Origin of the sequence: uncultured Flavobacterium sp., assembly GCF_937967675.1 — a bacterium.
Lineage (GTDB): Bacteria > Bacteroidota > Bacteroidia > Flavobacteriales > Flavobacteriaceae > Flavobacterium.
The window spans coordinates 1-14,607 of record NZ_CALBSN010000157.1; the positions used below are offsets into that span (position 1 = coordinate 1).

8 protein-coding genes are annotated in these 14,607 nt (G+C 33.2%); 4 read left to right on the forward strand and 4 right to left on the reverse strand.

What is annotated here, in order from left to right; translation table 11 throughout:
* Positions 1-159 precede the first annotated feature (159 nt).
* Genes Q0075_RS10205 through Q0075_RS10220 form a run of 4 tightly spaced genes read right to left on the reverse strand, consistent with a single transcriptional unit; the run spans position 160 to position 8,819 of the window.
* Positions 160-3,048, reverse strand: a complete 2,889-nt coding sequence (locus tag Q0075_RS10205; protein WP_297869413.1) for an alpha-amylase family glycosyl hydrolase — start codon at positions 3,046-3,048, stop codon at positions 160-162.
* A gap of 53 nt (positions 3,049-3,101) precedes the next feature.
* On the reverse strand, positions 3,102-4,157 hold the full coding sequence (locus tag Q0075_RS10210) for a SusE domain-containing protein (RefSeq protein WP_297869414.1): 1,056 nt from the start codon (positions 4,155-4,157) through the stop codon (positions 3,102-3,104).
* A 19-nt stretch (positions 4,158-4,176) separates the two neighbouring features.
* On the reverse strand, positions 4,177-5,727 hold the full coding sequence (locus Q0075_RS10215) for a RagB/SusD family nutrient uptake outer membrane protein (RefSeq protein WP_297869415.1): 1,551 nt from the start codon (positions 5,725-5,727) through the stop codon (positions 4,177-4,179).
* An 11-nt stretch (positions 5,728-5,738) separates the two neighbouring features.
* On the reverse strand, positions 5,739-8,819 hold the full coding sequence (locus Q0075_RS10220) for a SusC/RagA family TonB-linked outer membrane protein (protein ID WP_297869416.1): 3,081 nt from the start codon (positions 8,817-8,819) through the stop codon (positions 5,739-5,741).
* A 226-nt stretch (positions 8,820-9,045) separates the two neighbouring features.
* Between Q0075_RS10220 and Q0075_RS10225 the strand changes: the two genes are divergently transcribed.
* From Q0075_RS10225 to Q0075_RS10240, 4 genes are all read left to right on the forward strand, one after another.
* Positions 9,046-10,071 (forward strand): LacI family DNA-binding transcriptional regulator, encoded by a 1,026-nt coding sequence (locus Q0075_RS10225; protein WP_297869417.1) that lies wholly within the window; start codon positions 9,046-9,048, stop codon positions 10,069-10,071.
* Between the two features lie 201 nt (positions 10,072-10,272).
* Positions 10,273-11,619: an MFS transporter gene (locus tag Q0075_RS10230; RefSeq protein WP_297869418.1), complete on the forward strand. Its 1,347-nt coding sequence runs from the start codon at positions 10,273-10,275 to the stop codon at positions 11,617-11,619.
* Between the two features lie 3 nt (positions 11,620-11,622).
* Complete coding sequence (pgmB, locus tag Q0075_RS10235) at positions 11,623-12,273, forward strand: beta-phosphoglucomutase (protein ID WP_297869419.1); 651 nt, start codon at positions 11,623-11,625, stop codon at positions 12,271-12,273.
* Positions 12,274-12,318: 45 nt separating this feature from the next.
* Positions 12,319-14,604: a glycoside hydrolase family 65 protein gene (locus tag Q0075_RS10240; protein WP_297869420.1), complete on the forward strand. Its 2,286-nt coding sequence runs from the start codon at positions 12,319-12,321 to the stop codon at positions 14,602-14,604.
* Positions 14,605-14,607: the final 3 nt, after the last annotated feature.

Below are 14,607 nucleotides of genomic sequence, written 5' to 3' on the forward strand. Positions count from 1 at the left end.
CAGACTTAGGATCTGGTGCCGCAAGGTGTGAAGGTTCGAGTCCTTTTACCCGCACTCAAAGCTCTAGCGAAAGTTAGAGCTTTTTAATTTTATAAAATGTAATATTAAAAAAAAGCCGCTAGATTAATATAGCGGCTTTTTATTAACTAACTTTTAAATTTATTCTTTTATTATTTTTTTTGCTTGGCTTGTACCGTTAACGTCTGTTATTTTTATTAAATACATTCCAGTTTCTAAGTTTGTGATATCTAATTGTTGATTAGAAATTACATTAGAGAACGATTTAATTAATTGTCCAGTTATATTGTAAATTTCTACTTGAGTCGCATCGGCAGAAATTACAAAACTATTTTTAGTTGGATTTGGATATAAGTCAATGTTTGTTTTATTTAATTCTAATTCGTCTGTGGATAAAGTTGAAGGCTTATTTCCATACACTCTAAATTGCCCAGGAGTTAATGCTATTGTTGCTGTAGGACTAGTTATAGTAATAGGAGTATTGTCTATCAAATTGTACCATGTCATAGGATAAGTATAAGCATCTGTTGGGAAATTTGGATTAATGTTTTGATTTCCAACTGAAAAATTTGCAATAACAACAACATTGCGTAATTGAGTGGTAGGATTTGAATTGTTATAAACATACAATCTTTGACGAATATTACTGCCATCTGGATTTATTGTAAAATCGGCACTAAAAATTGGTTCATTTGTTTTTAATTTAATTAATTTAGACCAATCACTTAAAATAGCAGTTCTTCTTGTATCGGCAAGCCAGTTTTGTGTCCATTGTACTTGTTCTTTGGTATCTAATTTGCAATCGCCTGGGAAAAATGATCCCTCATCATTAATAGTTCCATTACTACAAGTGTAAATAGATTGATTATTTCCTAATTCGGCAAAATGCCATATCATTTTTGGTCCAGGAACTAATATGCTCATTGCTCCTATAGCGCCCATTCGAGCCAAGGCATTGGTAAGATTTCCATTTACTGGGGCAGTTCCACCACCGTTACCATAAGTTACTGTTTCATACATTAAGCGATCTTTGTCATGACTTTCTGGATATCCTATCAATCTTTTACCGGCAAAACCACGACTATCATGTCCCATTCTAGAAATATTTTGAGTAGAATACCCCATTGCCAATTCTTTATATTGGGTAAACATTTCTCCCCACATCATAATCCCTTTTCCTTCACCTAATCGGTAATTTGCCCATTGTTGTTCTTCATTATCTGTTCCTAAATGTTCAAAAATCACATAATGGTCATTATCTAAACTCCAAGAATAATCTGCATATTCTTTTAGTACATCAACACGATCTTGTTGGTATGCATTGGTACAACCATCGTCTCCAGAATTACAATTTTGAGTGAATCCTTTGGTTAAATCCCAACGAAATCCGTCTATTTTGTATTCAGTTATCCAATGTTTTATAGTTTGTTTTACATAATTTTTTGTTAGGGTAGAGGAATGATTAAAATCTTCACCAACACTATAACTGTGTTTCGCTGTTGTATTAAAATAGGGATTATCACTTGCTGGCCCGCCCCAGCCATCACCATCAGGATCATTCATCCACATTCTTATCATTGGATTTCTTCCAAATGCATGGTTAAATGCAATGTCTAAAATTACAGCAATTCCATTTTGATGACATAAATCTACTAATTCTTTGAATTTTTCTGGAGTACCGTAGAATTTATCTAAAGCCATATGAAAAGCGGTATTATAACCCCAACTTTCATTTCCTTCAAATTCCATAATAGGCATTAGCTCAATGGCATTAATCCCTAAATCTTTAAAATACTGAATTTTATCAATTACATCTTGAAAATTTCTATCAGCATCAAAATCACGAATTAATAGTTCGTAAACCACTAACTTATCTTTGTTAGGTTTTATAAAGTTAGTTACTTGCCAGTTGTACGGAGTTGCTCCAGTTTTAAACCAAGTTACTTCTCTTTCCTGTCCAGATGGATATGTAGGTAAATTTGGAAAAGTTGAATTTGAAATCCCTGTATCATCATAAGGAGATAATACTAATGTAGAGCATGGATCTGCAACTTTTACAAATGATGGGGAATTTGCAATAGGAGTTTGATCTACAACCCAATATTGATAGGTATTATTAACTCCAGGAGTTAAACCTGTAAGTTCTAACCAAAATTTACCAGTTATAGGATCTTTTTTCATTGCATAACTAGAATTTGGATTGTAGTTGTTAAAACTACCAGCAACATAGACAAAATCCTTACCAGGTGCTTCTAAAACTAAGGTGGCTCTAGTATTGTCTGAAGTGTTATAGTTGATTCCATTAACTAAATTTGCGGGAATGGCTTGTAAAGTACTTCCAGGATTAATAATTGCTGAAAATCTTCTTGTAATTGTAGAAACTCCTAGAGTTACTTCTAACTCATAACTAGTATTTGTTGTTATATTGGTATGATTAAACGTGTAGCTTGATGTTGTACTTGTATTAATGCTAGTTCCATTTGCTTTTAAGTTGTAAAAAGCATTTCCACCCGTATTGGTTGCAGTAATGTTTAGGTTACCTCCTGAGTTAATAATAGTAGCACTATTATTAGTAGGAGCAGTTAAGTTTACTTGAAAAGTACCTACATTAAAGATGAAATCTCCACAAGATGGAGGTAGTTTTAAAGTTTGACTTCCATTAGCATTTCTGAAAACCATTCCAAGTTTTGTGGCATTAGCTTGTTGAGTGCCATTTAATCCAAAATACACACTAGGTGTTAGAGTAATACTCCAAGTTCCATTTCCATTGTTAGTCATTAAGCCCACATTGTCATCTTGTCCCCAGTTTCCAATAACCGAAAATCCAAAAGCATTATTGTCATCCCCGATTCCTGCATGCATATATACTTTTGAAGGGGTCGTTCCTATAAGGTTACAAGTTTGACTTGCTGTTGAAACAGTAATTGTTATTTGATCATTAACATTAAAACTGCTTGGGTTAATGGTTACTTGAGCATTTGCATAAAATGTATTGCATAATGTTAGTAATATAAATAATATTTTTTTCATAGCTATAAATTGAAAAAAGGGCTGCTTAAAGGCAGCCCTTTGTAAGTTTTTAATTAAAGAGCTATTAACTCATAAGTATATCTTCTTGGATTTGACAAGTCTAAAATTACTTTATAGTTTCCAGCTGCTCCTGAGAATGTTAAATCACCTCCATCAACTAAGAATCCATCAGCATTTACTGTTCCTAAATCGAAACCATTACTCCATGCGTTGTTTCCTCTAAACTTAAACGCTCCTGGAACTAATGCAATACTAGCAATTTCTAATTTTTTAGTAGTTGGGTTATAAGTAAAATCGGTGTCAGAATCCCATCCTGTTGGTGTGGCAGATCCAATAATTCCCCAACTAACTGCAGTTGTTGAGTAAGTTAAAGTTGATGTATTAGCTTTAACTCTATAATAGCCTGTAACTGCAGTACAGTTAGATTCTCCCGTTTCAACTAATATTCCTGTAAAATCTCCATTATCACCCCAATCTGTATTACCCCAGTCATAAACTCCTGAACCGTTAGGTGCAACAAATTTGAATTCACCATCAAGCCAAACATAACCTTCATAATCAGTTTGTCCAAATCCTGAAGCTGCAATTCTTGGTGCTGTTCCTGGGCTCCATCCTTGGTGGTTTCCTGGTACTGCAAGTTGTGGTAAGTCTGTTGTAAAAGGTGTAATAGTAAGTTTAATAATGTTTGAATAAGCTACCATATCTTCATTTGAACCCAAAGAAGATTTTATTCTAATATCTAAATCACCAGCAGTGTAAGGAACTAATCCCGCTTGTAACGCTACACCATTTAAAGCTTCAACTGTCCAAACAACAAATCTATTGTTTGTACTACCTGCAGGAATTATAGTTGCAAAATTAGTTCCAGATAGAGCTACTTCAACATCATAGTTAACTTCTGTTTGTACATCATAATCTGCATGATTCCAAACTAATGTAGTTGCTTCATTTGTTGCATTTTCAGGAAGTAAAACATAAGAGCTTCCGTCTAATGGAGTTAATAATTGAGGTCCCCCGCTTGGAGTAGCAATAGTTTGATCATCATTTTCACATGAAACCCCAGCAAAAAACAATAATGCAAGAGTTGATATTTTTAATAAATTTTTCATTTTGTTACAATTTTTAGGATTAATAACCAGGATTTTGAGTTAAGTTAGGGTTTGCTTGTAAAGCAGGCAATGGAATTGGGAATAAATTATAAGTACTTGGAATTGCTGTACCATTTTGTGTATTACCTTTCCAAGGCCATAAGTAAGATCCTCCAGTAAATTTACCAAAACGGATTAGATCACTTCTTCTGTGTCCTTCTAAGTTAAGTTCTCTAGCTCTTTCGTCAATTAAAAAATCTAGAGTTAATTGACCAGGAGTTATTGTTGATGCATTTGCTCTAGTTCTAACTGCATTAACATAATCAGTTGCTTGATTAATAGTTCCTCCAGAAGCTCCTCTTACAACGCATTCTGCAAACATTAAGTAGGCATCAGCTAATCTGAATAAAGGGAAATCTGTTCCAGAGAATACAGTAGGGGTTGATGCTGAAAAATAATTACTATTTCTAAATTTAACAGATGGATAACCATGTGTCCATTCTTTATAGTCTACCATTTCATATTGATGACCAGATGTCCAAAATAATTCTGCTCTATCATCAGTTGAAGTATTTAAATCTCCAAATAGGCCATACCATGCTTTTGTTGCTCTATGTCCTCCCCATGCGTCATTTCCGCCAGGATTTCCAAAAGGAATTGTATTCATGGTTGCACTATTCATACTACCATTAACAATATAGGTAGTGTTACCATAGCTTTGGCTTACTAATGCATCAGCAATTAAAGGATAGATGATTTCTGGAGAAGTTCTATTGTCTCCTGAAAAGTTACTTACAAAATTTGTAGCAAGTGTATATCCACCTTCATCAATTACCTTTTTAGTATAAGTTAATGCTTCTGTATAGTGAGCAGTTCCTGTATACACTTCTGCGTTCAAGTAAAGTTTAGCTAATAACATTCTTACGACTGCTTTGTTTGCTCTTCCGTAATCGTTAGAAGTAGCGATTGAATTTTCAATAGCTAATAATTCCGATTCAACAAAATCAAATAATTGTTGTCTTGAAGCTTCTGGAAGTGGAGCAGATTGACCTACGTTTGCTTCCGTTACTAAAACTCCTTTTCCAAAACAATCTATCATGTAATAATATGCTAAAGATCGTAAAAAACGAACTTCACTTATTACAGATTGTTTATTAGGTACATCTACATTGTTTAAGACTAATAACAAGTTATTACATTGTGGAACAGTATAGTACACACGATTATATAAATATCTGAAAAATTTGTTGTTTTCATCCCAATTTGAAGCTGTTGTTAATTGGTCTAAACCATTGTCTCCCCAACGGTTTTTCATTCCATCAGCTGTAAATTCTTGAAGATTGATAATTCCTCTTAAGAATGGAGATTCTCCTGGGTCATCACTAATATCCGAACTTCCTGGGCCGTTTGGTCCTGAAAGTGCAAATGAGCCATATAATTTTGACATAATACCTGTAATGGCATTTGGGTCTTGTTGTAGCAATTGTTCTAATGACAATTCAACTTTAGGTTTTGTATTTAAGTCGTCTGTACAAGCGAATATAGAAGCAAGTAACAATATACTTAAACCATATAATTTAATTCTTTTCATATTTCTTTTTATTAAAAGTCAAAGTTTAAACCAAATGTGAAACTAGTAGGTCTTGGATAAAAATTATTATCGATAGCGCCAAAGTTTTCAGGGTCTTGTCCTGTATATTTAGTTAAAATAAAAGGATTGTTTACTGCTCCATAAACCCTCATAGTAGAGTTTTTATAGAATTTATTAAATCGATATCCAATTACAATATTCTCACAACGTAAGAAAGTTGCATCTTCTAAGAAATAATCAGAAAAAGTTGCGTTTCCATTGTAGTTTTGAAATTGAATATCTGCTTCACCATTGTAAAAATCAAGAACATTTGATAAACTGCTAGAATTAGTTGGAATAGCTCTATTTGTCCATCCAGATGTCAATTTTCTTGCGTTATATATTTGCCCACCAAATTGTCCTCTAAAACTAGAACTGAAATCCCATTTTTTGTAAGTGAAGTTAATTCCAAAGCCAAAAGTCCAATTAGGAATAACTGCTTTATAATATCTATCATCATTAGTAATTACACCATCTGCATTTCTATCAACAAAAGCACCTGGTATTGCTTCACCATTTTCATTATACAATTGTTGGAAAACCCAAAAAGAATAAGGTTGAAAACCTACGGCATGTTCTGCAATATTCACATTAGTTCCAGTTGGCAAACTTCCACCAGCAGAAATTTTTTCAACATCTTTTAAATCAGTTACTTTTGCGTGAGTATAAGCAATGTTTGTTGGAATTTCAAAAGTGAAATTTTCTGTTTGAATTAATTTAAAGTTTAATCCTAATTCAAAACCTTTACTTTCAGTACTTCCTACGTTTTTGATAAAAGTATCTGAAAGGCCTTGCCCTGGAGGAAGAGGTACTCTAGCTAATAAATCATTTGTTTCTCTTTTATAAATATCAAAGCTTCCTGAAACAAAATTGTTTTTAAATAAATCAAAATCAACACCTAAATTATAAGTAGTTGTTTTTTCCCAAGTTAAATCCTCATTGTAAGCAATTGCTGAGTATAAGTTAGAATTGTCAAGATATTGACTGGTGTTACTACCTACTGTAAATAGAGGGGTTGATGGGTAAAAACCAACAGTTCCAGTAATATCTTGTTGTCCTGTTTTACCAACTCCTAATCTAACTTTAATGTCGTTTATGAAATTTACATTTTTCATAAAACTTTCTTCTTTTAGTTTCCATGCTAACGCAGCAGAAGGGAAGTAACCCCATCTGTTTTCTTCTCTAAATAAAGAAGATCCATCAGCTCTTAATGACAATGTTAATAAATATTTATTATCAAAATCAAAGTTAGCTCTTCCAAAGAAAGATTGTAAATTTAATACATTATAATATCTATTATTCGGATTATTGTCATTAGGTAAAACTTCTCTTATACCTGTAGTTTCATTGTATCTGTATATTTCTTTGTTACCATCATTTTTGAAATTTTGATATGAGTAACCTCCTTGAATATCAAATTTTTTAAAGAAACCATCGAAAGTTTTCGTATAGGCAAGATAAGAATCTAGAGTAGTGTTTGTCATTGTTTGGTTTTCACTATAATTTTTACCCGAATTGAAAACATAATTTGCGCCACTATTTATTACTCTGTATGTGGCTAGTGAATTGTCACTAAAGTTTTCTCTTATTCGTGCTCTTGAAGCATCTAGTCCTAAGTTAACAACAGCTCTTAATTCTGGTAAAAAGTGCATTTTGTAGTCAAATTCAATATTCCCTAAAAAACGTACCGCTTTTTCTGGTCTTGTTCTTTGCATTAATAAAGCTACTGGATTATATTGACCACTTAATGTATTAGTTGGATTTCCACTTCCGTCAAGAACGAAATCTTGATAGTATCCTCCAAATCTATTAGTTGATGAATTATCACGAATAGGTTTTGTAGGATCCATATTGATAGCGCCTCCTAAAGCACCTCCTTCATCAATAGCATTTTTATTTGTAAAAATACCTTTTGCATTAGCATCAATTTTCAAATGATCGCTAAATAGTTTAGGAGTCATTTTCAAGGAATAACTCAATCTTTCATAGTCATTGGTTTTAACTAAACCTTCATTTTTAGTATATCCAATTGAAGCTCTGAATGGAATTTTGCCATATAAATTAGCTTTTGCACTGAAGTTGTGATCAGTCGAAATAGCAGTTCTGTAGATAGCATCTTGCCAATCCGTGTTGTAAAGTATTCTTCCTTCAATTTCAGGAGTACTAGGGTCATCAGTAGCTGTAGTTGTAGGATCGTCAATTCCAAGGAAATTTGTGTACGATGGGTGATAAGTTTGAATGAAGTTTTTAAATTGTTCTCCATTCATTACATCAATTTTTTTACCTACTTTCCCAATCGTAACATTAGATGAATAGTTAAATTCTGGTGTTCCATTAGTCCCTTTTTTAGTTGTAATTATAATTACACCATTAGAAGCTCTTGATCCATAAATTGCTGTTGCAGAAGCATCTTTTAAAATTGTAAAACTTTCAATGTCGTTTGGATTGATTAAGTTTAATGGGTTACTAACACCAGCTGGAGTTGTATTGTCTACAGGTATCCCATCTATTACTATTAAAGGACTACTATTTGCGTTTAATGATGCACCACCTCTAATTCGGATGTTAGGTGAAGAGTCTGGTTGACCCCCATTATTTGTAATTCTAACACCTGGTGACTTTCCTACAAGTAATTGGTCTGCAGAAATAATAGCACCTTTATTGAAATCTTTAGTTGTAATTGATTGCAAAGATCCGGTGGCATCTTTTTTTGTTGTTGTTCCATAACCAATTACTACAACATCTTTTAGTTCTTTTTGATCTTCTTGTAAGGTAATAGTTATGCTTTTTTGTTCATCATAAATAAAGGTTTCTTCTTTGAAACCAATATATGAAAATAAAATTTTGTCTCCCTTCTTGATGTTTGACAAAGTAAAATTTCCATCAAAGTCGGTTGTAGTCCCGTTTGCTGTGCCTGCTACCAATACGTTTACTCCAGGCAATGGTTGGTTCGAAGAACCTTCTAAAACAACTCCTTTAAGAGTGTTTTGAGCCAGTAAGCCAAGTGGTAACATCAATAGCAAAAGGAAAAACTTTTTTTGCAGTGTTTTCATACAAATTGTTTAGATTAGGTTGTTTTTTAATTGCTTATAAATTCACTTCTAATGTTAAATTTATGTAAAAATTGAATAAAAAAAAACCACCGCTTGCGAAAAGCGCCTCGAAAACGTTTTCGTGTTGAAAACTTTATTGTTTTGATAGCTAAATTGTATAAAAATTGCAATACTTGGAAAAAAAATACTACTTTTAAAACATATTAATATTTTTGTATAATTAATAATGAGAAAAAAAGTTACTTTAAAGCAAATTGCAAAAGAATTAGATGTTTCGATTTCAACCGTTTCAAAATCATTACGAGACAGCCATGAGATAAGTGAAGATACCCGCTTAAAAGTGCAAGCATTTGCTAAACTTTATAATTATAAGCCCAATAATATTGCACTTAGTTTAAAAAATAAAAAAACCAAAACCATTGGAATTATTATTCCCGAAATTGTTCACCATTTTTTTGCAACAGTTATTAGTGGTATTGAACAAGTAGCTAACGAAAAAGGATATAATGTAATTGTTTGTTTATCAGATGAATCTTTTGATAAAGAAGTAATTAATATGGAATTACTAGCAAATGGTAGTACAGACGGTTTTATTATGTCTTTGTCTAAAGAAACCCAACAAAAAAAGGATTTTCATCACATTCAGGAAATAATTAGTCAGGGAATGCCAGTTGTGATGTTTGATAGAGTTACAAACGATGTTTTTTGTGATAAGGTAATAATTGACGATCAAGAAGCCGCCTTTAATGCAGTTCAGTTTTTTATTGATAACGGATTTAAAAAAATTGGTCTTATTACCACTGTAGATTATGTAAGTGTAGGGAAATTAAGAACTGATGGATATAAAAAAGCTCTCGTGGCCAATAATATTCCAATTGATGAAGATTTAATTGTAAAGATTGAGGATATTGAAAATTGTTCAATTAAAATTGAAAATCTGTTATCTAATATAAAATGCGATGCAATTTTTGCCGTTAACGAATTATTTGCAGTAACTGCGATTAAAATAGCAGCCAAAAATAATTTAAAAGTTCCAGAGGATCTTTCGGTAATTGGTTTTACCGATGGTATTATTTCACAATTTTCAACCCCAAGCATCTCGACAGTTAGTCAAAATGGTATAAAAATGGGAAGAAAAGCAGCTCAAATGTTAATCGATCGACTAGAACTAGAAGACGATGAAGACGAACAGTACAAAACCGAAATTATTGAAACAAACTTAATTGTTAGAGAATCTACTACAACGAAATAGTTTGTTTTAAACTGCTGATATACAAAATATTATAAAAAAAACAATCTGAATAAATAAGGTGATTTTTTTTACTATTTTTTGTTTTATTAAAAATAATATTTCTAAATTTACAAAATCAAAGCTTATATCTTCACTTCTAAATCATAAGTTTTGATAAGCACATAGAACGCTTATCGATTTATTAATCAATAAATTACGATAATGGAAAAGCGTAAATTAGGTTTCTGGGAAATTTGGAACATGAGTTTCGGTTTTTTGGGAATCCAAATGGGTTTTGCCCTACAAAATGCAAACGCAAGTAGAATTCTTCAACTTTTTGGTGCCGATGTGCATGAATTATCATGGTTTTGGATAATTGCTCCTTTAATGGGTTTAATTGTGCAGCCTATAATTGGACATTATAGTGATAATACTTGGTCAAGATTTGGAAGAAGAAAACCTTATTTCTTAACAGGAGCTATTTTAGCATCAGTTGGTTTAATTTTAATGCCTCAAGCTGAAATTTTTATTGCCTTCATGCCTGCTCTTTGGGTGGGTGCTGGAATGTTAATGATTATGGATGCTTCTTTTAACATAGCAATGGAACCTTTCCGTGCTTTAGTAGGAGATAATTTAAGAGCAGACCAACATACATTAGGTTTCAGTGTTCAAACTGCTTTAATTGGAATAGGTGCCGTGGTAGGATCATGGTTACCTTATGTTTTAACCAATTGGTTTGGAATCAGTAACCAACCTTCGGAAACTTCTGCTGTTCCACTAAACTTAATTTATTCTTTTATCATTGGAGCAATTATTTTAGTCGCTTCCATTTTAGTTACCATTTTCACAACTAAAGAATATTCTCCAGAAGAATTAGAACAATTTAGAGACGAAAAAGAGCATAAAGAAGCTATTGGTGAAACCAAAGAAGCCAAACTTTCAGATGTTTTTTCAGATTTTGCTAAAATGCCAGAAACGATGCGCCAATTAAGTTGGGTGCAATTCTTTTCTTGGTTTGGATTGTTTGGAATGTGGGTTTTTACAACTCCAGCAATTGCTCAGCACATTTATGGTTTGTCTATTGATGATACGAAAAGTCCAGAATTTCAATCTGCTGGAGATTGGGTAGGAATTATTTTCGGAGTTTATAATGCAGTTTCTGCTGTAGTAGCATTTGCGTTGCCTTACATTGCAAAACAAATTGGACGAAGAAAAACACACGCACTTTCTTTAGTTTTAGGTGGAATCGGATTAATCTCGATGTATTTTATGCCAAATAAAGAAGCATTAATCTTCTCAATGGTTTTAGTCGGATTCGCTTGGGCAAGCATTTTGGCTATGCCTTACGCTATTTTGGCGGGCTCCATTCAACCTAAAAAAATGGGTGTTTACATGGGAATTTTCAACTTCTTTATTGTAATTCCACAAATTATTAATGCTTTAATTGGTGGTCCTTTAGTGAAATACGTTTATAACGATCATGCTATTTATGCTATCGTGATGAGTGGTGTAAGTTTCCTGTTGGCTGCCCTTTTGGTATTAAAAGTTAAAGATCAAAAAGATATTTAGAACATGAAAAAAGCATTCATATTCGACCTTGACGGCGTAATTGTTGACACGGCTAAATATCATTTTTTAGCTTGGCAAAAGTTGGCCAACCAATTAGGAATCGAATTTACGCACGAGCATAACGAAGGTTTAAAAGGTGTAAGCCGTGTTCGTTCGTTAGACATTATTTTAGAATTGGGAAATGTTCAAGCTTCCCAAGAAGATAAAAACAAATGGTTGGTTCAAAAAAATGAAGAATACCTTTCCTATTTAGTAGACATGGACGAAAGTGAAATTCTTCCAGGTGTACTAAAAGTATTGGAATATCTGAAAAGTAAAAACCAATTCATTGCTTTGGGTTCGGCAAGTAAAAACGCGCGACCTATTTTAGAAAAAACCAATATCATCCACTTTTTTGATGCTATTGTTGACGGGAATGACGTTTCAAACGCAAAACCTGATCCAGAAGTGTTTTTAAGAGCAGCAGAATTGGTAGGAGTTTCCAATGAAAATGCTATCGTTTTTGAAGATTCGGTAGCGGGAATTCAAGCGGCAAACATTGCCAACATGATAAGTGTAGGAATCGGTGATGCTACCGTCTTACATGAAGCAAAGTACAATTTTAAAGATTTCACTTTTATTGATGAAGCCTTTTTATCGCAATTAATTGGTTAAGAAATTGACTAATTGACACATTAACAAAATTGACATATTACAAAAATGAATCAAGATTATATACAACCCGACAATTGGTCGATTATTGAAGAAGGATTTGATGCAGAGCGAGTTAAATCTTCTGAAAGTTTATTTAGTATCGGGAACGGTGCTATGGGGCAACGCGCTAATTTTGAAGAACACTATTCAGGTAAAACGTTTCAAGGAAGCTACATTGCCGGAATTTATTATCCCGATAAAACAAAAGTAGGTTGGTGGAAAAACGGTTATCCTGAATATTTCGCTAAAGTATTAAACGCGCCAAATTGGATAGGAATTGACATCGAAATTAATGGCGAAAATTTAGATTTAGCCAAATGTCAGGCAGTTTCTAATTTCCGTCGTGAATTGAACATGAAGGAAGGAATTTATTACCGTTCTTTCGAAGCAACTTTAGCAAACGGAACTGAAATTGCTGTTAAGGTACAACGTTTCTTATCTTTAGATTTGGACGAAGTTGGCGTTATCAATTACGAAATCACCGCATTAAATTCTGATGCAAAAATTGTTTTCAAACCTTATGTTGACGCTGGAGTTCATAACGAAGATGCCAATTGGGAAGAAAAATTTTGGGAACCAATAAGCGTAAAGCATTCAGGTAATGAAGCTTTCGTAACGGCTAGAACGTTCAAAACGCATTTTACAGCTACAACTTTTATGCAAAATAGTATTTTGTTAGAAGGTTCAAATTTGAGTGTAGCTCCAGTGAGTGTTGAAGAAACGAAAGAAAAGATTCAATTTTGCTATCAAGTTGCGGTTACAAAAGGGCAGTCGACTACCATTCAAAAAATTGGGGGTTACACCGTTTCAATGAATCATGAGGACACGATTTTAGCTGCTAAAAAAAGCATTGCAAAAGCATTAGAAATTGGAGTTGCTCAATTAACTGAAAACCAAAAACAAGCTTGGGCTAAAATTTGGGAAATGAGCGATATTACTATTGATGGCGATGTAAAAGCCCAACAAGGAATTCGTTTCAATATTTTCCAATTGAATCAAACCTACTTAGGAAAAGATTCCAGATTAAATATTGGTCCAAAAGGATTTACAGGTGAAAAATACGGAGGTTCTACATATTGGGACACCGAAGCCTATTGTATTCCTTTTTATATGGCCACCAAAGACCAACAAGTTGCTAGAAATCTATTAGCTTATCGATACAACCAATTGGATAAAGCCATCGAAAATGCAGAAAAATTAGGTTTCAAAAATGGAGCTGCACTGTATCCAATGGTAACCATGAATGGTGAAGAATGTCACAACGAATGGGAAATTACTTTCGAGGAAATTCACAGAAATGGTGCCATCGCTTTCGCTATTTATAACTATTACCGATTTACAGGCGATTATTCTTATATTCCAGAAAAAGGCTTAGAAGTTTTAATCGGAATTGCGCGTTTTTGGCATCAAAGAGCTACTTTCTCAACGTACAGAAATCAATATGTAATTCTTGGTGTTACGGGGCCAAATGAATACGAAAACAACGTAAACAACAATTGGTACACAAATTATATAGCAAAATGGTGTATTGATTACACTGTTGAACAAATCAATAAAATTGAAAACGAATATCCATCGGATTATACCCGAATCATGAATAAAGTGAAATTATCACAAGCCGAAATTTCAGCAATGAAAAAAGTGGCAGATAATATGTATTTCCCTTATTCAGAAGAACATGGCGTATATTTACAACAAGATGGTTTCTTAGATAAAGAATTAATTACTGTTGCCGATTTAGATAAAGCGCAACGTCCAATCAATCAAAAATGGTCTTGGGATAGAATTTTACGTTCGCCTTACATCAAACAAGCCGATACTTTACAAGGATTCTATTTCTTCGAAGATCATTTTACCAAAGAACAATTAGAAAAACATTTCGATTTTTACGAACCATTTACGGTTCACGAAAGTTCACTTTCACCATGTGTACACTCGATTCAAGCGGCTGTTTTGGGAAGAATGGAACAAGCGTATACGTTTTATTTAAGAACTTCACGTTTGGACTTAGACGATTATAACAAAGAAGTGGAAGAAGGATTACACATAACTTCTATGGCGGGAACTTGGATGAGTATCGTAGAAGGTTTTGGTGGAATGCGTGTTAGAAATAACCAATTGCATTTTGAACCAAAAATTCCTGCGCAATGGAAAGGGTATTCTTTCAAAGTAAATTTCAGAAATGCTATAGTTAAAGTAGAAGTAAAACAAGAAGGAACAAACATTTCCATTGAAGGAAATTCGGATGTGGAAGTGTTTGTAAATGGTGAATCGCAACTAATTAAAAATTAAAAC

Bases quoted from the DNA above. Each gene is read 5' to 3' on its own strand.
- Q0075_RS10210 (WP_297869414.1), bottom strand. From the start codon at position 4,157: ATGAAAAATTTATTAAAAATATCAACTCTTGCATTATTGTTTTTTGCT.
- Q0075_RS10205 (WP_297869413.1), bottom strand. From the start codon at position 3,048: ATGAAAAAAATATTATTTATATTACTAACATTATGCAATACATTTTAT.
- Q0075_RS10225 (WP_297869417.1), top strand. From the start codon at position 9,046: ATGAGAAAAAAAGTTACTTTAAAGCAAATTGCAAAAGAATTAGATGTT.
- Q0075_RS10230 (WP_297869418.1), top strand. From the start codon at position 10,273: ATGGAAAAGCGTAAATTAGGTTTCTGGGAAATTTGGAACATGAGTTTC.
- Q0075_RS10240 (WP_297869420.1), top strand. From the start codon at position 12,319: ATGAATCAAGATTATATACAACCCGACAATTGGTCGATTATTGAAGAA.
- Q0075_RS10220 (WP_297869416.1), bottom strand. From the start codon at position 8,819: ATGAAAACACTGCAAAAAAAGTTTTTCCTTTTGCTATTGATGTTACCA.
- pgmB (WP_297869419.1), top strand. From the start codon at position 11,623: ATGAAAAAAGCATTCATATTCGACCTTGACGGCGTAATTGTTGACACG.
- Q0075_RS10215 (WP_297869415.1), bottom strand. From the start codon at position 5,727: ATGAAAAGAATTAAATTATATGGTTTAAGTATATTGTTACTTGCTTCT.